Annotated in this window: 21 protein-coding genes; 2 read left to right on the top strand and 19 right to left on the bottom strand. The window is 60.4% G+C overall.

The features are described from left to right. Window positions 1-41: 41 nt before the first annotated feature. The 3 genes from PQU95_RS03820 to PQU95_RS03810 all read right to left on the bottom strand — a co-directional run bounded on the left by PQU95_RS03820 (window position 42) and on the right by PQU95_RS03810 (window position 3202). Entirely contained in the window at window positions 42-1658 is a 1617-nt protein-coding gene (locus PQU95_RS03820) for a peptide ABC transporter substrate-binding protein (protein ID WP_272750764.1), read from the bottom strand. A gap of 226 nt (window positions 1659-1884) precedes the next feature. Next, complete coding sequence (pyrC, locus tag PQU95_RS03815; RefSeq protein ID WP_272750763.1) at window positions 1885-2916, bottom strand: dihydroorotase; 1032 nt, start codon at window positions 2914-2916, stop codon at window positions 1885-1887. 55 nt (window positions 2917-2971) lie between these two features. Continuing rightward, entirely contained in the window at window positions 2972-3202 is a 231-nt protein-coding gene (locus tag PQU95_RS03810; RefSeq protein WP_272750762.1) for a sulfurtransferase TusA family protein, read from the bottom strand. Window positions 3203-3284: 82 nt separating this feature from the next. Here PQU95_RS03810 and PQU95_RS03805 point away from each other — a divergent pair, with 82 nt between their 5' ends. Both PQU95_RS03805 and PQU95_RS03800 read left to right on the top strand, forming a co-directional pair. Continuing rightward, window positions 3285-4058, top strand: coding sequence for an NRDE family protein (locus tag PQU95_RS03805; protein ID WP_272750761.1), 774 nt, complete (start codon window positions 3285-3287; stop codon window positions 4056-4058). Continuing rightward, complete coding sequence (locus PQU95_RS03800; RefSeq protein ID WP_272750760.1) at window positions 4055-4600, top strand: CNP1-like family protein; 546 nt, start codon at window positions 4055-4057, stop codon at window positions 4598-4600. Before PQU95_RS03805 ends, PQU95_RS03800 begins: the two co-directional genes overlap by 4 nt. Window positions 4601-4649: 49 nt before the next feature. Here PQU95_RS03800 and lpxC read toward each other — a convergent pair whose 3' ends face one another. The 16 genes from lpxC to mraZ form a co-directional block, all read right to left on the bottom strand. After that, window positions 4650-5561 carry a UDP-3-O-acyl-N-acetylglucosamine deacetylase gene (gene lpxC, locus PQU95_RS03795; RefSeq protein ID WP_272750822.1) on the bottom strand — a complete coding sequence of 304 codons (912 nt, stop codon included), beginning with the start codon at window positions 5559-5561 and terminating at the stop codon, window positions 4650-4652. 97 nt (window positions 5562-5658) lie between these two features. Further along, entirely contained in the window at window positions 5659-6843 is a 1185-nt protein-coding gene (gene ftsZ / locus PQU95_RS03790; RefSeq protein ID WP_272750759.1) for a cell division protein FtsZ, read from the bottom strand. Between the two features lie 51 nt (window positions 6844-6894). Further along, window positions 6895-8130 carry a cell division protein FtsA gene (gene ftsA, locus PQU95_RS03785; protein ID WP_441374560.1) on the bottom strand — a complete coding sequence of 412 codons (1236 nt, stop codon included), beginning with the start codon at window positions 8128-8130 and terminating at the stop codon, window positions 6895-6897. Between the two features lie 15 nt (window positions 8131-8145). Beyond that, on the bottom strand, window positions 8146-8874 hold the full coding sequence (locus tag PQU95_RS03780; protein ID WP_272750758.1) for a cell division protein FtsQ/DivIB: 729 nt from the start codon (window positions 8872-8874) through the stop codon (window positions 8146-8148). Next, window positions 8864-9775, bottom strand: a complete 912-nt coding sequence (locus PQU95_RS03775) for a D-alanine--D-alanine ligase (RefSeq protein WP_272750757.1) — start codon at window positions 9773-9775, stop codon at window positions 8864-8866. The genes PQU95_RS03780 and PQU95_RS03775 overlap by 11 nt, the downstream gene beginning before the upstream one ends. A 43-nt stretch (window positions 9776-9818) precedes the next feature. After that, a complete protein-coding gene (gene murC / locus PQU95_RS03770) occupies window positions 9819-11213 on the bottom strand; it encodes a UDP-N-acetylmuramate--L-alanine ligase (protein ID WP_272750756.1) in 1395 nt (464 codons plus the stop codon). Between the two features lie 40 nt (window positions 11214-11253). Further along, a complete protein-coding gene (gene murG / locus PQU95_RS03765; protein ID WP_272750755.1) occupies window positions 11254-12351 on the bottom strand; it encodes an undecaprenyldiphospho-muramoylpentapeptide beta-N-acetylglucosaminyltransferase in 1098 nt (365 codons plus the stop codon). Between the two features lie 186 nt (window positions 12352-12537). Continuing rightward, complete coding sequence (gene ftsW, locus PQU95_RS03760; RefSeq protein WP_272750754.1) at window positions 12538-13701, bottom strand: putative lipid II flippase FtsW; 1164 nt, start codon at window positions 13699-13701, stop codon at window positions 12538-12540. Then, window positions 13701-15065, bottom strand: a complete 1365-nt coding sequence (gene murD / locus PQU95_RS03755; protein WP_272750820.1) for a UDP-N-acetylmuramoyl-L-alanine--D-glutamate ligase — start codon at window positions 15063-15065, stop codon at window positions 13701-13703. The genes ftsW and murD overlap by 1 nt, the downstream gene beginning before the upstream one ends. Before the next feature lie 12 nt (window positions 15066-15077). Beyond that, the gene (gene mraY, locus PQU95_RS03750; RefSeq protein ID WP_370630730.1) at window positions 15078-16160 is read right to left on the bottom strand and encodes a phospho-N-acetylmuramoyl-pentapeptide-transferase; all 1083 of its coding nucleotides are present in this window, start codon (window positions 16158-16160) and stop codon (window positions 15078-15080) included. A 6-nt stretch (window positions 16161-16166) separates the two neighbouring features. Continuing rightward, window positions 16167-17534, bottom strand: coding sequence for a UDP-N-acetylmuramoyl-tripeptide--D-alanyl-D-alanine ligase (locus PQU95_RS03745; protein ID WP_272750753.1), 1368 nt, complete (start codon window positions 17532-17534; stop codon window positions 16167-16169). After that, window positions 17518-19008 (bottom strand): UDP-N-acetylmuramoyl-L-alanyl-D-glutamate--2,6-diaminopimelate ligase, encoded by a 1491-nt coding sequence (locus PQU95_RS03740; RefSeq protein ID WP_272750752.1) that lies wholly within the window; start codon window positions 19006-19008, stop codon window positions 17518-17520. Before PQU95_RS03740 ends, PQU95_RS03745 begins: the two co-directional genes overlap by 17 nt. After that, window positions 19005-20753 carry a peptidoglycan D,D-transpeptidase FtsI family protein gene (locus PQU95_RS03735; RefSeq protein WP_272750751.1) on the bottom strand — a complete coding sequence of 583 codons (1749 nt, stop codon included), beginning with the start codon at window positions 20751-20753 and terminating at the stop codon, window positions 19005-19007. Before PQU95_RS03735 ends, PQU95_RS03740 begins: the two co-directional genes overlap by 4 nt. Further along, entirely contained in the window at window positions 20750-21028 is a 279-nt protein-coding gene (gene ftsL, locus PQU95_RS03730; protein WP_017507467.1) for a cell division protein FtsL, read from the bottom strand. The genes PQU95_RS03735 and ftsL overlap by 4 nt, the downstream gene beginning before the upstream one ends. Beyond that, entirely contained in the window at window positions 21025-21984 is a 960-nt protein-coding gene (gene rsmH, locus PQU95_RS03725; protein ID WP_272750750.1) for a 16S rRNA (cytosine(1402)-N(4))-methyltransferase RsmH, read from the bottom strand. The genes ftsL and rsmH overlap by 4 nt, the downstream gene beginning before the upstream one ends. Then, window positions 21981-22427, bottom strand: a complete 447-nt coding sequence (gene mraZ / locus PQU95_RS03720) for a division/cell wall cluster transcriptional repressor MraZ (RefSeq protein ID WP_272750749.1) — start codon at window positions 22425-22427, stop codon at window positions 21981-21983. The genes rsmH and mraZ overlap by 4 nt, the downstream gene beginning before the upstream one ends. Window positions 22428-22581: the final 154 nt, after the last annotated feature.

Genomic DNA, 22581 nt, shown 5'->3' with positions numbered 1-22581 from the left:
CTTCGTTACGAAGGAAAATCCTTCAGGCTGGCGACATCAACTTAGTGCTTGATGATGTACAGGTCCTTGTTGCGGTAGCGGTCCAGCGAGTTCTTGCCGGTATAGCCGCCCACATAAGGTTTTACCAAGCGTGGCGTGGTGTAGGACAGCAGCGGGATGATCGGGTAGTCATCCATGATCATCTTGGTAGCCTGGGTCAGCAGCTGCTTGCGCTTGGCCGCGTCTTTAGCCTGGTTACCCTGCTTGATCAACTCTTCTGCTTTCGGGTTGCAGTTGCCGTTGTCGTTCTGGTCGGAGCCGCACTGCACCAGGGTCAGGAAGGTGGTGGCGTCGTTGTAGTCAGCTACCCAGCCGTTACGGGCGATCTGGTATTCACCATCGTGACGTTTTTTCAGCAGAACCTTGAACTCCATGTTTTCCAGCTCGGTGTTCAGGCCCAGCTTGGTTTTCCACTCGGAAGCGGCAAAAATCGCCATTTTCTTATGGTATTCACTGGTGTTGTAAGTGAACTTGATCTTGCTGCCAGCCTGCAGGCCTGCGGCGGCCAGCAGCTTCTTGGCTTCGGCCACGCGCTGTTCCATCGGCCATTTGGCCCAGTCGTAGGTAGTAGCATCGGCACCGGCAGTACCCTTCACCACCACGCTGTAGGCTGGCGACTGGCCGTCGGCAGTGATCTTGGCGGCCAGGATGTCACGGTCGATCACCATGGACAGCGCCTGACGAACGCGTTTGTCTTTCATCACCGGGTCTTTGGCGTTCAGGCTGTAATAACGCAGGCCCAGCATAGGCGAGTTGCGTACATCCTTGGGCAGCTCGGCCTTGTATTTTTCGTAGGTGCCTGGGGGCAGCTGGTACACCCAGTCGTTCTCGCCGGATTGGTACAGTTTTACGTCAGCAAAACCATCTTCGATCGGCAAGTAGGTCACTTTGCTCAGTACGACGGCCTTGGCGTCCCAGTACTGCGGGTTTTTCTCGATAACGATCTTGCTGTTAACTGCCCAGTCTTTCAGCACAAACGCACCGTTGCCCACCAACTTGCCCGGCTTGGTCCAGTCTTTGCCATGCTTTTCGATAGCGTGGCGCGGAGCGGGGCCCAGCTGGTTGTTGGACATGACTTCCGGCAGGAACGCTACCGGGTACGGGGTTTTTACTTCTACGGTGAGCTTGTCGACGGCTTTGATGCCAATGTCGGTCAGCGCTTTTTTGCCTTCTGCGGCTTCAACACCGTTCAGCAGGAAGGCGCCGTAAGTCGATGCGTACGGAGAAGCTGTTTTCGGATCCAGGAAACGGCGGATGCCATAAACCACATCGTCGGCGGTCACTTGTACGCCATCAGACCATTTGGCGTTCTTGCGCAGCGTGAATACCCAGGTCGTCGGGTCGGTCTGTTTCCAGGACTCGGCCAGGCCCGGCACGATGCGGCCATCGTTGTCAGCAGCGGTCAGCGCTTCGAACAGGTCACGGGCAATATTGTTGGCACCTACCGACTCAGCCAGAGCCGGATCCAGGGATTCCGGCTCGGAACCGTTGTTACGGGTCAGCTCTTGTTTGGCAGCCAGTTGTACGCCGGCGGGCACTTTGGCAGCAAAGGCAGCATTGGCACCCATGGCCAGCACAACAGATGCGGCCAACACGCTGAAAGACATATTCTTTTTCATATTCTCCTGCTCTCCTTGAACAGAGGTGGCCCGTCTTGGTGCGGGCCCCCCGAGAAAAACAAACTGTGTGTATACAGTACGCAAAGGCGAGGCAATTATGCACAGCACACATGGCTACTACAAGCCCCGAATCGTCACTTCAGCATCACAATGCCTGTGATGCGTAGCATTTCCTGCACTTATTCCTTTCGGCTAAGCAATTTTGGACTAGTTACATGAGCATTACTCATGGTACGCATCGCCATTGCACATACTCCCCTGCACGCAGGGGAACCAGCTCGTCATTTCCATAAGACAAGGTAGCCGGTACCTGCCATGCTTCGCGTACCAAGCTTAGGGTGTCTGTATTGCGCGGCAGTTGATAAAAATCAGGTCCGTTGAAACTGGCGAAGGCTTCCAGCTTGTCCAGTGCGCCAGCCGCATCAAATGCTTCGGCGTACAGCTCGATGGCCGCATTGGCGGTGTACATGCCGGCACAGCCGCACGCGTTTTCCTTGGTATGGCGCGCATGCGGTGCGCTGTCGGTACCCAAGAAGAATTTCTTGCTGCCACTGGTCGCCGCAGCCAGCAGGGCTTCGCGGTGCGTTTCGCGCTTGAGTACCGGCAGGCAGTAGTGATGCGGGCGGATACCGCCGGTAAACAGCGCATTACGGTTCATCAACAGGTGGTGGGCCGTGATGGTGGCGGCAATATTGTCGCCGGCACTGGCCACGTACTCGGCAGCCTGACGGGTAGTAATGTGCTCGAACACCACGCGCAAACCGGGCAGGCGCTTGCGCAGCGGCTCGAACACGGTGTCGATGAACACCGCCTCACGGTCAAACACATCAACCGCCGGGTCGGTGACTTCACCGTGCACCAGTAGTGGCATGCCGACTTCGGCCATGGCTTCCAGTGCCACCATGGCGTTATTCACGTCACGTACACCGGCATCCGAATTGGTGGTGGCACCCGCCGGGTACAGCTTGATGCCGTGTACAAAACCGCTGGCCTTGGCCTTGCGCACTTCCTCGGCTGTAGTGGTCTCGGTGAGATACAGTGTCATCAACGGCTCAAAATTGCTGCCTGCCGGGCGCGCGGCCAGAATGCGCTCACGATAGGCGGCAGCCATTTCCACCGTGGTTACCGGCGGTTTGAGATTAGGCATGATGATGGCGCGGCCCATCTGGCGACAGGTATCAGGTAGCACGGCAGCCAGCGCAACACCGTCGCGTACGTGCAAGTGCCAGTCATCAGGGCGGGTAATGGTCAGTTTCATGTAGCAACCTTATGCAATCATCAATATAAAGAAAGGCGCCATATGGCGTCCTTTATCACTTACGGCGAATCGACAGGGAAAAGCGCCCGTCTTGCAGAACGGTGGAAGTCAGCAATACATTGCCTGTCTGGCGGCAAAATGCCTCAAAATCCTTGGGTGCCCCGGGATCGGTCGCCAAAACGGACAGCACCTTGCCACTTTCCATGGTCGCCAGTGCTTTTTTGGCTCGCAGGATGGGCAAGGGGCAGTTTAGCCCCGACAAGTCCAGCGCAAGATCTGGCTGCATACACACTTCCTCCAGGCGTAGAGCGGTTACAATCAAAACGTTATTTTAAAGGCCTTCGGCAAAATGCCCAAGGACAGCCACCATGTGCATCATTGCCCTTGCCTACAAGACACCGGCGCTCGGGCCGCTGGTTTTACTGGCCAACCGTGACGAATACTACACGCGGCCTGCCCTGCCCCTGGATTTCTGGACCGACTATCCGCAAATACTGGGTGGCCGAGATGTGCAGGCAGGCGGTAGCTGGATGGCGATCGATACGCGCGGCCGTTTTGCCGCAGTCACGCACATCCGCGAAGGGCGCGCGGTCGCCGCGGCACGGTCGCGTGGCGAGCTGGTGCAACGCTTTGTCAGTGGTGACGACAGTGCCCTGGCGTACGCGGCCTGGCTCAAGGCGCACACCGGCGACTACGGCCCGTTTAATCTGGTGTTTGGGCAGGTTAATGATCTGCTGCATTTCAACAGCAGGACAAAGTCACTCAACCGCATCGCGCCAGGTATCCATGTGCTCTCGAATGCCGACATGGATACGCGCTGGTTCAAGGCTGAGCAGCTACGCCAGAAGATGACAACCTTGAAGCGGCCACCCGCTGACAGCGAAGTTCTCCCTTGGCTAATGAACCCGGAAAGCGCTCCGCCAGAACAGCTACCCAATACCGGCATAGGCTCCGCGCTGGAAAAAATGCTGTCGCCGGTGTTTATCGTTGGCCGCGACTACGGTACCCGCTGCAGTAGCATTGTGAACGTTTCCGCTCGCGGCGATGTCAGCTTTACCGAGGTAAGCTACGGTATCGGTGGGCGCGAAAGCGGACGCCGCCGCCACCAGCTTCGTATTGGACAACTCAGGAAAACACTGTGAAAACCCGTCTTATCATACTAGGCATGCTATGTGCGGCCAACCTTGCCCATGCCGACCTATCCGGCAAAGGCAGAGAAAAAAAAACTGGCAATTACGTGGATGAAGGCCCCTGGCAAGAGCAAGTCTTAGCGCTGCCAAGCTATGGGGGGATGGAGTGGGTAGAGCTGGTGAAGCCAGCTTCGCTCAAGGGACAATTATTCATCGATAGCAAAACTCTGCTATTGGCCGATGACCGTACCATACGTTTTACCCTGCTACAGTTAAGTAGTGGTGGCATTGAGAACATCAGCCACGAAGGCGTGCATTGTGGCGAGCGCACCCAACGCAGTTATGCCTATGGTGACAGCGTCAATAAGCGCTGGTTTGAATCCATACGCAAAGAGTGGCGCAAGCTGGACCCCAACAATCTGGCCATGAAAACTGTAATACAGGCACTTTGCCCAGACAACACGCCACCACTCAATGCGACAGAATTGAGCAGCAACCTGGCAAAGGCAAGCACCATGGCCGGGCCCACAAAAATAGACCCTATCCGCAAATAAATGCCAAACAAAAAACCGTGCAGAAGCACGGTTTTTTCATGTCTAGACTTCAGGCTACTTCCGGCAAGGGGTGAAAGCTGCCTGGCGCATCCTCCGGGTTGTCGAACGTCACAAACTCCCATGCACCAGGCGTTTCCAGCATCACCCGCAGCAGCTTGTTGTTCATGGCGTGGCCGGATTTATGGCCGCTGAATGCAGCAATCAGCGGGTGGCCTACGATATACAAGTCACCGATGGCATCCAGAATCTTGTGCCGCACAAATTCGTCCGGAAAACGTAGCCCCTCCGGATTCAATACATACTCGTCGTCGATCACGATGGCGTTGTTAAGATTGCCCCCCCGCCCCAGCCCGTGGCTGCGCATGTACTCGACTTCGTGCATGAAACCGAAAGTACGGGCGCGGCTGATCTCTTCGATATAGGAATGGCTGGCAAAGTCCACGCTTACCATCTGCGGCGCACGATTGAACGCCGGATGGTTAAACTCGATAGACAGCTGCACACTAAAGCCATCGTGAGGCACAAGTTTTACCCACTTGTCGCCCTCGATCACCTCTATCGTCTGCCTGACGCGGATGAACTTCTTGGCCGCTGGCTGCTCCTCGATTCCCGCTGTTTGCAGCAGAAAGATGAACGGCGCCGACGAGCCATCCATGATGGGCATCTCGGCGCCTGTTACATCGACTATCACATTATCGATGCCCAGCCCTGCAAAGGCAGACATCAGATGTTCAATCGTGCCGACACGCACACCGGTCTCGGTGACCAGTGTCGAGGAGAGGCGCGTGTCGTTCACGAGCGCAGGCCGTACCGCCACCTCGTCCTGCGCAGGCAGGTCGGTGCGGCGGAACACAATACCGGTATCGGGTGCAGCCGGGTGCAGGGTCAGTTTGACCCGCTCGCCGGAATGCAGCCCAACGCCAGTGGCGCTGATGGCCTGTTTCAGCGTGCGTTGCAGGATCATGACGGGCTTTCGGGCATAGCGATTGTCGACAGTTTAGCATAGCCGCGCCATGCGGCTAATTGATTACTATCGAACAATCAATTGCCCTAAACTATCAATCAGCCTGTTTACGCAGGAAAGCCGGAATATCGTAAGACTCGCTTACTTCCGGGTCCGAAAAGTCAGTGGAAATCGGTGCCCGACGACCACGGTTGCGCATCACGGCCGGCGTATTCAGGTCGTTGAAATCCATTTCCATGGCAACATTATCGGTACCGGTTTTGACGATCTTGATGTAATCCGGGCGCTCGTCGCGGTTGCTGGCGGGTTTCTGGCCCAGACCGGTCGCGATCAAGGTCACGCGGATGGTGTCTTCCGGCATGTCTTCCACTTCGGCAGTACCGAACTTCACCTGGGCGTCTTCGTCAGTGTACTGACGGATAATGCCCATGATCTCGCGGTACTCGCTCATCCTCAGGCAGCCTGGTGCGGTAGAAATGTTCACCAGCACACCGCGGGCGCCTTCCAGTGTGATGTTGTCCAGCAGCGGGCTAGCTACGGCCTGCTCGGCAGCCACACGCGCACGATCGATACCGGAAGCAAAGGCAGAACCCATCATGGCCAGGCCCATTTCGCTCATCACCGCGCGCACGTCGGCAAAGTCGACGTTAATCAGGCCCGGGCAGGTAATCACTTCGGAAATACCGGCTACCGCGCCTTTGAGCACGTCATCGGCGGCGCGGAAAGCTTCGCGCATGGTGACATCTTCGCCCAGTACGGCCATCAGTTTTTCGTTCGGGATCACGATCAGGGAATCGACGTGCTTCTTCAGCAGCTCGATACCATCGTTGGCCACACGCAAGCGCTTGCCTTCGTATTCGAACGGGCGGGTTACCACGCCCACAGTCAGGATACCCAGCTCCTTGGCCACTTCGGCCACCACCGGTGCGGCACCGGTACCGGTACCACCACCCATGCCTGCGGTCACAAACACCATATTGGCACCGCGCAACATTTCAGCAATGCGCTCACGGTCTTCCAGCGCGGCATTACGGCCAGTATCGGGGTTGGCACCTGCACCCAGGCCCTTGGTCAGATTATTGCCCAGCTGCAGTTTCTGCGGTGCCTTGTTGCGCTTGAGCGCCTGGGCATCCGTATTGGCGCAGATGAACTCCACGCCTTGCACCTGGTTACTGATCATGTTGTCGATAGCGTTGCAGCCGCCACCGCCTACACCGATCACCTTGATGACTGCCTCGGTAGCAGTCTCCTGCATTACTTCGAATACCATGCCGCTCATTTTTCCTCTCCTGTAAAAAGATGAGCTATTGTCGGAATATTCCGTTTTGCCTTAGAAATTACCGGCAAACCAAGCCTTCATACGCTGGAACACTTGCCCCACGCCGGCGCTTTCGCTTTTCGGGCCAACACGGGGATGCATCTGGTCCTTGCCATACAGCAGCAAACCGACGCCAGTCGAGAAGCGCGGGTTTTTTACTACCTCGGACAAGCCACCTACATACTTGGGTACACCGATGCGCACCGGCAGATGGAAGACCTCTTCGGCCAACTCCACCATGCCCGGCATCAGGCTGGCGCCACCGGTAATGACAATACCGGTAGACATTTCTTCAAAGCCGCTACGACGCAGCTCTTGCTGCACCAGCTGGAACAGCTCTTCCACGCGCGGCTCGATCACCTCGGCCAAGGTGGCGCGCGACATCTGACGCGGGCCACGTTCGCCTACGCCTGGTACCTCGATCATCTGGGCGGCATCGGCCAGGCCGACCAAGGCCACGCCATGCTGGATCTTGATGTCTTCGGCTTCCTTGGTCGGCGTACGCAGCGCCATGGCGATGTCGTTGGTTATCTGGTCACCCGCAATCGGAATCACCGCGGTATGGCGGATAGCCCCGCTCACCAGCACCGCAATGTCGGTGGTACCACCACCAATGTCGATCAGGCACACGCCCAGTTCTTTTTCGTCCTCGGACAGTACCGCGTTGGCGCTGGCCATCGGCTGCAGTACCAGGTCGGTGACTTCCAGGCCACAGCGACGCACGCACTTCGCCACATTTTGCGCGGCAGAAATGGCACCGGTCACAATGTGTACCTTGGCTTCCAGGCGCACACCACTCATGCCCAGCGGCTCGCGCACTCCTTCCTGACCATCGATGCTGTACTCCTGCGTGAGGATGTGCAGTACCTGGTGATCGGGCGGGATCGACACCGCACGCGCGGTTTCAATCACGCGGTCGATGTCCATCTGCGTCACTTCACGGTCCTTGATGGCCACCATGCCGTGCGAATTCACACCCTTGATGTGGCTACCGGCGATGCCGGTGTACACCTCATTGATCTTGCAATCGGCCATCAGCTCGGCCTCTTCCAGCGCGCGCTGGATGGCCTGCACCGTGGATTCGATATTCACCACCATGCCGCGCTTGAGGCCGCGCGAGGGTACTTGCCCCATGCCCACGATGTTGATCTGGCCTTCTTCCAGCACTTCGGCGACGATCGCGACGATCTTCGAGGTGCCGATATCCAGGCCCACCAGCATGTTTTTGCTTTCCTTAGGTTTGCTCACCTGTCGCTCCAACGCTTAAAGCTTGTTTGTTGTCGTAGGCGGTGCCTTGTAATCGGGCATCCGCACAGCGAATCCATTGGGATAACGCAAGTCCACATACGTAATGCGGTAAGGCAACGTGGCCAGGCTGTGCGGCCAGTGGTCGACAAAACGCGTCAACCGTTCAGCCACCGGGCCACGCCCCAGTTCCAGCGTTACACCGTTGTCCAGTTCCATCCGCCAGGCCCTGCGCTCTGACAGCCACAACCGCAGTGGCTGCAAGCGGGCCGGCTGCAAGCGCTGCCGGAACTGCTGCAGGGCTTGCATCATTTCTTTCTCACTCGCCGCCGGGCCGTACATCACCGGCAGCGGCTGGTCGCTGGCGGCATCAAACCAGCGCCCTTCGGTACTGATCAGCCCCTGATCCCCCCAGCGCGCCAGTGCCACGTGCTCACTGACGGTAATGTCCAGCCGGTCAGGCCAGGCTCGTCTTACCTGTACCTGGCTTACCCAGGGCAGCTTTTCGAAGGCATGGCGCGTCTTGTTGATGTCCAGCGTAAAAAACGTGCCGGTCAGTTCGTTCTGCGCAATGTACTTCAGCTGCACCGGTGTCACCTTGGCCACCTGGCCAGCAATGTGAATCCGCTTTACCGGGAACAAGGGCGAGTGCGTCAGCCAGTAGCCCCCGGCATACAACAACATCAATAACGAGGCGGTCAGCAGCAAGTTGGCCACTGCCCGCAATACCGCATGGTTATCCCACATGAGCCGCTGCCAGCACCTTGACGCACAGGTCCTCGTAGCTCAGGCCTTCTACCCGCGCCGCCATCGGCACCAGGCTGTGGCTGGTCATGCCCGGGTTGGTATTGGCTTCCAGCAGGTAAATGCCGTTCTGTTCGTCCATCAGGAAGTCAATCCGCGCCCAGCCCTGGCAACCCAGCACCCTGAATGCCTGCAGTGCCAGTTCACGGGCACGCGCCTCCACTTCGGGCGCCAGGCCACTTGGGCAGCGGTATACCGTGTCGTCACGGAAATACTTGGCCTGGTAGTCGTAGTACTCGGTAGCCGGCTCGATCTTGATGGTGGGGTAGGCCTGGCCATCAATCACGGCACAGGTGTACTCGCCACCACCGATAAACTGCTCGGCGATCACGATGCTGTCGTACTGGCGCGCTTCTTCGTAGGCGGCTTTCAGGCCACCATGGGTTTTCACCTTGGTCACGCCGATACTGGAGCCCTCGGTGGATGGCTTCACGAAAATCGGCAGCCCCAGCGCCTGCTCGATGGCGTCGAAATCACTGTCATCGCTCAGCAGCTCAAAGGCGGGGATCGGCAAGCCGGCGCCTTTCCACAGCAGCTTGGTACGCCACTTGTCCATGCAGATGGCCGAGGCCATCACGCCGCAGCCGGTATACGGCAGGCCCAGCGCTTCCAGTGCGCCCTGCAGGGTGCCGTCTTCGCCAAACGGGCCGTGCAGGATGTTGAAGACGCGGGCAAAGCCCTCTTCCTTCAGTGCCGACAGCGGTTTTTCTGCAGGGTCGAACGCATGTGCGTCCACGCCCTTGCTTTGCAGGGCGGCCAGCACGCCGCTACCGCTCATCAGCGAGACCTCACGCTCGGCGGAGCTGCCACCCATCATTACTGCTACTTTGCCAAACTGCTTCATGCTGTCCTCACTACCGCACCGTGTGGTGGCGGAATGCTATCTGTCAGGCCTTGGCGGCCGCTACCAGTTTGGCGGGGATACCACCAATCGACCCGGCACCCATGGTGATCACCACGTCGCCGTCACGCGCCATATCGGTAATGGCTTGCTGCATATCGGTAATCTGCTCCACGAACAGCGGCTCTACCTTGCCGCCTACCCGCACGGCACGCGCCAGCGCGCGGCCATCGGCGGCCACGATCGGTGCTTCGCCAGCGGCGTACACCTCGGCCAGCAGCAGGGCATCCACGCGGCCCAGCACTTTCACAAAGTCTTCGAACAGGTCGCGCGTGCGGCTGTAGCGGTGCGGCTGGAAAGCCAGCACCAGGCGTTTTTCCGGGAAAGCACCACGCACTGCGGCCAACGTTGCGGCCATTTCCACCGGGTGGTGGCCGTAGTCGTCGATCAAGGTGTAGCTGCCGCCATCCTTGGCCGGCAGCTCGCCGTAACGCTGGAAACGGCGGCCCACACCGGCAAACTCGGCCAGGCCTTTCTGGATGGCGTCGATCTCGGCACCGCACTCCAGGCCGATGACGGTGGCGGCCAGCGCGTTCAGTACGTTGTGGCGACCGGGCATATTCAGGGTGACCGGGAAGCGCAGGCCTTCTGCTTTTACCACCACGTCAAAGTGCATCTGGCCGGCATCGGCCACCAGGTTGGCCGCATACACGTCGGCGCTGTCGTCCAGGCCGTAGGTGGTTACCGGTTTTTTCAGCTGCGGCACAATACTGCGCACGTGCTCGTCGTCCACGCACAGCACGGCACGGCCGTAGAACGGCAGGTGGTGGATGAAGTCCACAAACGCCTGCTTGAGCTTGTCAAAGCTGTGGTCGTAGGTGTCCATGTGGTCGGCGTCGATATTGGTCACCACCGACATCACCGGCTGCAGGTACAGGAAAGAAGCGTCCGATTCGTCGGCTTCGGCCACCAGGTACTCGCCACTACCCAGGCGGGCGTTAGTGCCGGCGGCGGTCAGCTTGCCGCCAATCACGAAGGTCGGGTCCAGACCAGCGGCGCCCAGCACCGATGCGGTGAGGCTGGTGGTTGTGGTCTTGCCGTGGGTACCGGCAATGGCAATGCCCTGTTTGAAGCGCATCAGCTCGGCCAGCATCATGGCGCGCGGAATGACCGGGATGTGGTTTTGCTGCGCTTCACGCACTTCCGGGTTGTCTGCTTTTACCGCCGTAGAGGTCACCACCACATCGGCGCCCTTGATATAGGTCGCATCGTGGCCAAAGTAGATATGCGCGCCCTGCTCGGCCAGGCGTTTGGTGGCCGCGTTGTCGGCCATGTCAGAGCCGGACACGGTATAGCCCAGGTTCAGCAACACCTCGGCGATACCGCACATGCCCACGCCGCCGATACCGACAAAATGAATGTGTTTGACTCTATGTTTCATCGTTCTTCTCACCCACTGCCCGCCACACGGCGGCAGTTACTTAATCCTGATCAGCCAGGGCCTGGCACAAATCGGCGACGGCACCCGCCGCCCCGGGCTTGGCCAGCCCCTTGGCACGCTCGGCCAGCTGCTGTAGCTGGCTGCGCTGCAAACCGCCCAGCAGTGCTGCCAGCTGGGTCGGGCTCATGTCTTGCTGTGGCAGGTGAATCGCTGCCCCGGCGGCCGCCATCCAGGCGGCGTTGTCGCGCTGGTGCGAAGTGGTCGATACCACCAGCGGCACCAGTACGCTGGCCACACCGGCAGCACACAGCTCGCTGACGGTGATGGCACCGGCACGGCACACGATCACGTCACAAGCTGCCAAGCGCGCCGGCATGTCATCGATAAACGGCAGCAGCGTCACGTCGCGGCCAACTTGCAGCCCGGCGGCCTGGTAAGCAGCCTGTACCGCGGCAAAATTCTTGTCGCCGGTCTGGTGCACCAGCTGCGGGCGCTGATCAGCCGGCAGCAAGGCCAGCGCGGCGGGCAGGGTGTCATTCAGTACCTTGGCACCGAGGCTGCCACCTACCACCAGCACTTGCAGCGGCCCGCTGCGACCGGCAAAACGCACGGCAGGCTCCGGCAAAGCCTCGATTTCGCGGCGCACCGGGTTGCCGGTGACCACCGATTTCTTCACGCTACGCGCGGCTTCACCATCAAAGCCACAAGCCAGATGATCCGCGAAAGGCAGCAAGGCTTTATTGCTTAACAACAAGCCAGCATCGGCATTCACCATTACCAACGGCTTCCACAGCAGTGCGGCAGCCAAACCGGTAGGCAGGCAGACATAGCCGCCCATGCCCAGCACCACGTCCGGGCGATGCTGGAACATCAACACCAGGCTGCGCACAAATGCCGCCAGCAGCTGGAACACCCCCTTCACCGAGCCCAGCGCCCCTTTGCCACGAATACCGTGGAAAGCCAGGCGAATCAGCTCGAAGCCGGTTGGCGGTACCAGCTTGTTTTCCATGCCGCGCTCGGTACCTACCCACAGTACTTTCCAGCCACGGTTTTCCAGTTCGCGTGCCACGGCGATGCCCGGGACAATGTGCCCACCGGTACCTGCTGCCATCACCATCACCGTACGCTTTGCCATCATTCCACTTCTCTTGTTACCGGGCTGCAGCCCATTTACTTTGCCTAGCGGCCAACCCTGGCCACCTGGCGTTACACCCTAAAGCCACGCATCAGCCGGCGATTTTTCCTTCGCCGCGTGACGGCTCGGGCTGCTACACCGGCTACGCTGCAGCGCAGCGTGCTGCCCGAGGGCAGCGGATACCCCGGCTTACACCTTAAAGCCGCGCATCAGCCGGCGATTTTCATAATCCACACGCAGCAACACCGCCAGCGAGGCCAGGTTGCACAACATGGCCGAGCCACCAAACGACATCAGCGGCAGCGTCAGCCCCTTGGTCGGCAGCAAACCCATGTTCACGCCCACATTGAAGAAAGTCTGCACCCCCAGCCAAATGCCTATGCCTTGCGCCACCAGCGACTGGTAATAGCGCTCCAGCTGCTTGGATTCGGTACCGATATGGAAAGCACGTCGCACAATCCAGGCATACAGGCCCAGCACCGCACAAATACCGGCAAAACCGAACTCTTCCGAAATCACTGCCATGATGAAGTCGGTATGCGCCTCCGGCAGGTAAAACAGCTTCTCCACACTGCCGCCCAGCCCCACGCCAAACCACTCACCGCGGCCAATGGCTATCAGCGAGTGGCTCAGCTGGTAACCTTTGCCGTAGGGATCGTCCCACGGGTCCAGAAAACCCAGCACCCGCTTGAGGCGATAAGGCGAGGTGATGATCAGCAGGACCACCGCAAACACCGCCATCACCGCCAGACCGGCAAAAATGCGCAGGTTGATACCGCCCAGAAACACGATGCCCATGGTGATGCTCATCACCACCATCAGCGCGCCAAAGTCCGGCTCCAGCAACAACAGCAAGGCCACCACCACAATGGCGGCCAGGATGGGCAGGAAACCTTCGCGCACACTATGCAGCTTGGCTGCCTTGCGCACCGTGTAGTCAGCGGCATAGATCGCGGCAGCCAACTTCATCACCTCGGAAGGCTGCAGGTTCAGCACCACCAGATTGATCCAGCGCCGCGAGCCGTTTACCACCTTGCCAATACCCGGTATCAGCACCAGCACCAACAGGAAGCCGGCAAGCAGGAAGAACTTGCCCGCGTATTTCTGCCAGATGCTGGTAGGCACCTGAAAGGTAATCGCCGCCCCTGCCAGGCCAATGGTCATGAAGATCATGTGGCGGAACAGGTAGAAATAGCGGTTATTGGTGGCGGCATCCGCTTCGGCATACGCAATCGATGCCGAATACACCATCACCAGGCTGATGGACAGCAACAGGGCGATGGCCCACATCAGCGCTTCGTCCAGCACAGTGACGGGGGCTGCATGGTGATGACGCCGGCTAACGCTGCTCATCAGGCTGTCATCCCCGCCTTGACCGCTGCCACCGTATCGACAAATACCTGGGCACGGTGTGCATAGTTCTTGAACATATCCAGGCTGGCGCAGGCCGGCGACAGCAACACCACGTCGCCGCTTTGTGCCAGGCTAGCCGCCAGACGGGTTGCTTCCTCCAGTGTGCTGCAGCTGTGCAGCGGCACGCGGCAGCCAGCCAGCGCGGCCTGGATGGCCGGCGCGTCACGGCCGATCAGCACCACGGCGCGGGCAATGCGCTGGCAGGCCGGCGCCAGCGGCGCAAAATCCTGGCCCTTGCCATCGCCACCGGCAATCAGTACCACTGGCCGGGTCATGCCGTTCAAGGCCGCCTCGGTGGCGCCCACATTGGTGCCTTTGGAGTCGTCGATGAACATCACGCCAGCGAACTCGTCCACGTATTCCACACGGTGCGCCAAGCCACAGAAACTGCGCAATGCGGCCAACAAAGCCTCGCGCGGCAGGCCGATGGCTTCGGTCAGCGCCAGCGCCGCCAGCGCGTTGGCCGCATTGTGCAAGCCTTGCAGCTGCATGTCGGCGCTGTCGAACACCGGCGAGCCGGCGATAGTAAGCAGATAGCGGCCATCCGTCTGTTGCAGTGCGTAATCTGCTGTCTCGCGCAGCGAGAACCAGGCCACACGGCGGCCGGCGCGCACCATGGCGCGGCAGAACACATCGTCGCGGTTCAACACCTGTACACCGCTACCGGCAAAAATGGCGGTCTTGCTGTGCGCGTAATCCAGCAGGTCGTGATAACGATCCAGATGGTCTTCGGAAATATTCAGTACCGTCGCCGCGTCGGCGCGCAGGCTGGTGGTGGTTTCCAGCTGGAAGCTGGATAGCTCTACCACCCACACGTCGGGCTGCTTGCCGGCCGCTTCACGTTCGGCCAGCGCAGACAATACCGGCAGGCCGATATTGCCGCACACCACGGTGTCCTGGCCGGCGGCCTCGCACAGGTGGCCTACCAGGCTGGTGACGGTGCTCTTGCCGTTGGAGCCGGTAATGGCGATAACCTTGGCACCGCTGCCGGTGATGGCGCGCGCCCACAGCTCTACATCCCCCACTACCTCGCCGCCACGGCGGGCGAACTCGGCAATGGCCGGGGTACGGATGCTGACACCGGGGCTGACCATCAGCATGTCGGCGTCGGCAAAGGTCTGCGCATCAAACGCCCCGAGGCGCAGGGTCACGCCCAGCTCGGCGGCCACGTTGGCCGCATTGGCGGGGTTGTCGCGGCTATCGGCAATGGTGACGCGCGCGCCATGCGCCAGCAGCCAGCGCGCGGCAGAAACGCCGGTGTCGCCCAGGCCGATAACGATGATGTGGCGGTTGTCGAATCGCATCACGTGGTTTCCTTAACGCAGTTTCAGGGTGGCCAGGCCGGCCAGCACCAGCATCATGGTGACAATCCAGAAGCGCACCACAACCTGGGTTTCCTTCCAGCCTTTGAGCTCGTAGTGATGGTGCAACGGTGCCATGCGGAACACGCGCTTGCCGGTAAGCTTGAACGACGCCACCTGGATCATCACCGACAGCGCTTCCATCACGAACAGGCCGCCCATGATCAACAGCACGATTTCCTGGCGCACGATCACGGCTACGGTACCCAGCGCGGCACCCAGCGCCAGCGCGCCGACGTCACCCATAAACACTTGTGCCGGATAGGCGTTGAACCACAAGAAGCCCAGGCAGGCACCGCAGATAGCGGCGCAGAACACCACCACCTCGTGCGCACCCGGTACAAAGGGCATGCCCAGATACTTGGAAAACACCGCGTGGCCGGCTACGTAGGCAAAAATCGACAAGCCGGCTGCCACCAGCACCACCGGCAGTGCGGCCAGGCCGTCCAGGCCATCGGTGAGGTTGACCGAGTTGGACGTACCCACGATCACGAAGTAGGTCAGTACGCAAAAACCGATACCACCCAGCGGGTAGATCACATTCTTGAAGAACGGCACGATGAATTCGGTAGAAGCCGGCAGCTTGGCGGTAGTAATCAGGAACACGCCTGCCGCGATGGCGATAGTGGATTGCCACACCATCTTGAAACGGGCGGACACGCCGTTCGGGTCTTTGTACACCACCTTGCGCCAGTCGTCGTAAAAGCCCAGTGCGCCGGTACCCAGGGTCACGGCCAACAGCAGCCACACGTACTGGTTGGACAGGTCGGCCCACAGCAGCGTGGTCACGGTCATGGCCAGCAGGATCAGCGTGCCGCCCATGGTCGGGGTGCCGGTTTTCACCAGATGGGTTTGCGGGCCGTCTTTACGCACGGCCTGGCCTACCTTCAGCTCGGTCAGCTTGCTGATTACCCACGGGCCCATCCACAGCGAGATGGTCAGCGAGGTGAGCGCAGCCATCACCGCACGCAGGGTCACGTAGTTCAGTACATTAAAAGCGCGGATATGTTCGCGCAGCAGATCAGCCAGTAGCAGCAGCACCGGTCAGCCCTTTCCTTGTTCTTGTTGTTGAGGTGTTACCAGTGCGGCAACCACACGCTCCATCTGCATGAAGCGCGACCCTTTCACCAGCACGGTGCTGGCTGGCGATACCACACCGCCCAGCCGCGCCAGCAAAGCATCGAAATCGTCAAAATACTCGCCACCCTCGCCATAAGCGGCGGCAGCGTGGCGCGCCAGCTCGCCGTGGCACAGCAGGTGCTCTATGCCACGCGCGCGGGCGTGGGCCCCAACCTCGGCGTGCAGCTGCGGGGCGGTATCGCCCAGCTCGCCGATCTGGCCCATCACGAACACGCGCGGCGCCGGATAAGCGGCCAGCACGTCGATACCGGCTTTCATCGAGTCCGGGTTGGCGTTATAGGTGTCATCGATCACGGTGGCGCCACACGCAGCGCGCTTCAGCTGCTGGCGGCCTTTGACGCCGCCAAAGGCCGCAAGGCCGACAGCAATGGCCGTCAGCGGCACGTGCAGCGCCAGCGCCACGGCGGCGGCGGCCAAGGCATTGCGCACATTGTGTTCGCCGGCAGCAGGCAGGCGGATGGCCTGCTCGCCTTGCGGGCAAACCAGTACAAAGCGGCACTCGCCCACACCCAGCGCGATATCACGGGCGGTCACGTTGGCCGCAGCGCTCAAACCAAAGCGCAGCTGCGCGTGGCCTTGGGCGGCAGCATCGAACACCGCCAGTTGCGCATCGTCAGCGTTCAGTACCGCCACGCCATCTGCGGCCAACCCTTCAAAGATTTCGCTCTTGGCACGGGCGATGTCGTCGGTGCCGCTGAAGTGGCCGGCGTGGGCACGCAGGGCATTGTTGACCAGCGCCACCTGCGGCCGGGCCAGCCCGGTGAGGTAGCGGATCTCGCCATGGTGGTTCATGCCCATTTCGATCACCGCGTAGCGATGTACGGCGCTCAGGCCCAGCAGCGTCAGCGGCAGGCCGATGTCGTTATTGAAGTTGCCAGCGGTAGCGTGCACGGCAGCGTCGCCGGCGTGCGTGCGCAGAATAGCCGCCACCATTTCCTTCACCGTGGTCTTGCCGTTGGAGCCGGTAATGCCGATGCGCTTCACGTCCAGGCGCGCGCACCAGTCTGCGGCCAAGGTACCCAGTGCCAGACGGGTATCGGCTACGCGAATCACACTGCCCTGCCCTGCCACATCGCGGCTTACCAATGCGTAGGCGCCTTTGGCCAGCACATCGGGCACGAAGTCGTGGGCGTCGAATTTCTCGCCCACCAGCGCCACAAACAGGTCGCCGGCTTGCACGATGCGGCTATCGGTCACCACACGCTGAAAGCGGGCGTCGCTGCCGATCAGCTGGCCACTTAGCACACGGGCGGCATCAGAGAGCATCAGCATGCGCAGCCCCCCACAGTGTCAGTGCGTCTTCGGCTACGCGGAAGTCGGAGAACGGCTGCTTCACGCCGCCGATGTCCTGGTACTCCTCGTGGCCCTTGCCGGCGATCAGCACCACATCGCCCATGCGGGCTTGCAGCACTGCCCAGTGGATGGCGGCCTCGCGGCTGATTTCCACGTGGCCGGGCTGCTGCATGCCGGCCAGGATGTCATCCAGAATGGCTTGCGGGTCTTCCAGGCGCGGGTTGTCGCTGGTCACTACCGCTATGTCGGCAATCTTCTCGGCGATGCCACCCATCAGCGGGCGCTTACCTTTGTCGCGGTTGCCACCGCAGCCGAACACGCAAAACAGCTTGCTGCCCTGAGGGCGGATCTCGGCCAGCGTGGCCAAGGCTTTTTCCAGCGCGTCCGGCGTGTGGGCGTAATCCACCACCACCAGCGGCTCTAGGCCGTTGCCGATGCGCTGCATACGGCCGCGCGCCGGCTGGATTTTGCCCAGTACGCGTACGGCGTCGGCCAGCGGTACACCACCGGCGCACATTACCGCCAGGCAGGCCAGCATGTTGGCCGCATTGAAGCGCCCCAGCAGCGGGCTCTTGATGTCGGCGTCGCCCCATGGGGTAGTGACGCTCAGCTGCAGGCCGTCCAGGTTGGCCGCCAGGCTGAGCGGGCGCACATCACCCTGCTCCAGGCCGTAAGTAATGATACGGGTGCGGCTGGCGTCGATACCGGCAGCCAGCTGGCGACCGAAGGCGTCGTCGGCATTGATGACAGCGTGCTTCAGCCCGTCCCAGTGGAACAGTTTGGCCTTGGACGCGCCGTACTCTTCCATGCTGCCGTGGTAGTCCAAGTGGTCACGGGTGAGGTTGGTGAATACCGCAGTAGTGAATTCCACGCCGTTGACGCGGAACTGGTCCAGGCCGTGGCTGGACACTTCCATGCTCACCACGCTGGCGCCTTGGCGACGGTACTCCGCCAGCTTCTGCTGTACGGTAATCGGGTCGGGCGTGGTGTGGGTGGTTTCGGTCAGGTGGCCGTAAAAGCCGTTGCCGACGGTGCCGATCAGCGCAGCTTTCTCGCCCAGCAATGCGTAGGCTTGCGCCAGCCAGTGCGAAATGGAGGTTTTGCCGTTGGTGCCGGTAATGCCGACCACCTGCATGTCACGGCTGGGGTAGGCGTACACGTGCGCGGCCACAATACCGGCGCGCTCGCGCAAGCGAGCTACCGGCAGGTTCGGCACGGTCCAGCCCGGCTGCCATTGGAACGCATCATCCTGGTCCCACACCACCGCTGCAGCCCCTTTTTCGATGGCCGCCGCAATAAAATCGCGGCCATCCGTGTATTCGCCACGACATGCCAAAAACACGTCTCCGGGAAACACGCGGCGGCTATCCGCCTCTACACGTGCCACGGAAACGCCAAGACCCGCCAAGGCGGCGGGGTCCCAATCCGGCAGATCGATCAAACTGGTCTTCATGTTTCTTCCCGCACATCCGAAATCTTGTGTTCCGGAATCAGAGTGTTATTGGAGGGAGCGTCCGGCTCGACCCCCAGAATGCGTAAACTGCCCGCCATGATGTTGGAGAAGGCAGGGCCTGCTACCGTGCCGCCGTAGTAAAAACCGGCGCCCGGCTCGTCAATCATTACCGCCACAATCAGCCGCGGGTTAGTCGCCGGCGCAAAGCCGACAAACAAACCGATATGCTTGTCGGCGGCATAACGCCCGCCGACCAGCTTGCGAGCCGTACCCGACTTGCCACCTACGTGGTAACCCAGCACCTGCGCGCGTACTGCGGTACCGCCCTCTTCGGTGACGGTTATCATCATGTCGCGCATTTTCTTGGCTGTTTCCGGGCGAATCACCGGGCGGCCAGGGTTGGCCGCGGCCAACTTGGTAAACGACAGCGGCAACAAGGCACCATCGTGGGTAAAAATGGTATAAGCCCGGGCCAGCTGCACCAGGCTTACCGTCACACCATAACCAAAAGACATGGTGGCTTGTTCAATAGGCCGCCAACCTTGCCAGTCACGCAGCCGGCCAGCGCTTTCGCCCGGAAAGCCGGACTGCGGGCTCTGCCCAAAACCCGACTTGCGATAAAACGTCCACATGTCCTCCGGTGAAAACATCGCCGCAATCTTCGACGAGCCCACGTTGGACGACTTCTGGATAATGCCCGTCACCGTCAGCGACGGGTTCGGGTGGGTATCGCGTACGCTAGCCGGGCCAATGGTATAAGGCCGGGTATCGAACACCGTATTCGGCGTAATCCTGCCCGCATCCAGCACCATCGAAACCGGGAACGGCTTCATGGTCGAACCCGGTTCGAACATATCCACCACCGCACGGTTACGGCGCATTTCCGGCTCCAGCACCGCCCGGTTGTTCGGGTTGTACGATGGTGTATTGGCCAGGGCCAGCACCTCGCCGGTTTGCGCGTCCAGCACCACCACACCGCCCGCCTTGGCTTTATTGGCCACCATCGCCGCGCTGAGCTCGCGATAGGCCAGGTACTGGATACGCTTGTCGATGGACAGCGTCAGCGTCTGGCCATCGCGCGGTGGCTCGATTACCGCCAGGTCTTCCACAATATGGCCGCGGCGGTCTTTCAGCACCGTCCGGCTGCCGTGCTTGCCAGCCAGCATCTTTTCGCGGGTCAGCTCCAGGCCTTCCTGGCCTTTGCCATCCACCCCGGTAAAACCGATCACATGCGACAGCATCTCGCCCGCCGGGTAGTAGCGGCGGTACTCTTGCTGCTTGGCCACCCCCGGAATCTCCAGCGCCATGACTTGCTGCGCCAATTGCGGGCTGATCTGGCGTTTCAGGTAGACAAACTCGCGCTTCTTGTCGGCAAACTTCTCTTGCAGCTCCGCCACCGGCATTTCCAGCAAACGGGACAAAGCGGCCAGCTTGGCCGCCGGCACCGGGCTCATGTCTTCCGGGCTGGCCCAGATGGATTGCACCGGTGTGCTGATCGCCAATGGCTCGCCGTTACGGTCGGCAATCACGCCACGGTTAGCCTCCAGCAGCAGTGTGCGGCGAAAACGCGCATCGCCCTGATTCTGCAAAAAGTCCTGCTGCACCACCTGCAGGTAAACCGCACGCGCCAGCAAGGCCAGCAACAAGCCGCCCAGTAACACCAGTACCATGGTGACCCGGCCTGGTGCCAGGCGCATCGGCTGCTTCAGATGCTGGCGCATCGGCGGGGTGTAGACACGGCTCATCGCACCCCCTCCGGTGTAATCACGTGCACCTGACGTTGTGTTGGCGTCAGCATATCCATACGTGCCACCGCCGATTTTTCGATCAAGGCGTGGGCACCCCAAGTACTTTGCTCCAGGGTCAGCTGGCCGTATTCCACGTTGAGCTGGCGCTGAAGCTTCTGTTCTTTTTCCAGCTCGCCGTACAATCGGCGCGAAACGTGCTGCGAAGTCACTACCGACATCGCACAGCCGATCACCCCCAGCAGCAGCACTGCATTGAGCTTGTTAAGGCTCACACGCCCCCCTGCCACTGCCCGCCGGTACGCTCGGCGATACGCATGATGGCGCTACGGGCACGCGGGTTAGCCGACACTTCGGCTTCGCTTGCCCGCACCGCCTTGCCCACCGGCTTGACTGCCGCTTCGGCAATATCACACGCCCGCACCGGCACCCAGGACGGTAGCGTGTCGGTCGTGCTGGCGTCGCGCACAAAATTCTTCACAATACGGTCTTCCAGCGAGTGGAAGCTGATCACTGCCAAGCGGCCACCTTGCGTCAGACGCGAGATGGTTTGCGGCAGCACGTCTTTCAGCTCGTCCAGCTCGCGATTGATGAAGATCCTTATCGCCTGGAAGGTTCGCGTCGCGGGGTCTTGACCTTGTTCGCGAGTACGGACGTTTTTCCCAACGAGGACAGCGAGCTCACGCGTCGTTTCGAGGGGCTGTTCAAGCCTTTGCGCAACAATGGCTGCTGCAATCTTGCGAGCAAACCGCTCTTCACCATATGTCTTGATAACCTCTGCTATGTCCGCTTCATCTGCACTGGCCAGCCACTGCGCTGCTGTCTGGCCGCGGGTGGTGTCCATGCGCATGTCTAGCGGCGCGTCAAAACGGAAGCTGAAACCGCGGCGACCGTCATCAATTTGCGGGGACGAAATCCCCAGATCCATCAGTACGCCATTGATTTGCTGCACGCCCAAGGCGTCCAGCTCGCTGGCAAAATGCGCAAAACCGTTATGCACGATACTGAAACGCGGGTCTTCTGCCGCCAGTGCAGTGGCTACTGCAATGGCTTCCGGGTCTTTATCAAAGGCAATCAGCCGACCCTGCGGGCCCAGCTGCTGCAAAATCAACCGGCTGTGGCCACCGCGGCCAAACGTGCAGTCGACGTATACGCCATCAGGCTGAACGGCCAGTGCCGCAACGGCCTCGTCGAGCAACACCGTGCGGTGAGCAAATACTGCGTCGGTCAAAGTGTGAAATCTCCAAGGTGCTGAGCCAGCTCAGCAGGATCAATATCCAGTGCGGTATTCGTTTGGGCGTCCCACTCAGGGGCATCCCACAGTTCAAAGCGGTTCCCTATCCCCACCAGCGCTACCTCTTTATCCAGGCCAGTCAGCTCACGTAGCCTGGCAGGCAGCAAAATGCGGCCGGCGCCGTCCATTTCCAGCGTTTCCGCATGGCCCAGCACCAAGCGCTGATAGCGTTTTAGCGTGGGGTTGCCAGTGGGCAGTGCCAGTAAACGCTGCTCGACAGGTTTCCAGTTGGGTTCGGGGTAAATCAGCAGGTGATCAGGGGATTCGAGCGTAACGACCAGGCGGTGGCCAAACGCAGACAACAGGCTCTCGCGGTGCCTGGCCGGGATGGCCAGACGCCCTTTGGCATCGAGAGAGATATGACTTACGCCGCCGAACATTTTGGCTATTTCACCGCACTGGAATTAGGAGCCGTCGCCCCACAATTACCCACTTCACCCCACTTTTCGCCACTATAGGGAATCGGCTCTACTCGGTCAACATCGCCATGAGGCAATTCGCCTTTGCCGACAAAGACTTACCGGAATGCAACAA

The organism is Vogesella aquatica, assembly GCF_028548455.1.
Taxonomy (GTDB): domain Bacteria; phylum Pseudomonadota; class Gammaproteobacteria; order Burkholderiales; family Chromobacteriaceae; genus Vogesella; species Vogesella aquatica.
Note: the sequence above shows the minus strand (reverse complement) of the source record. Positions and strands in the feature narration are given on the sequence as shown.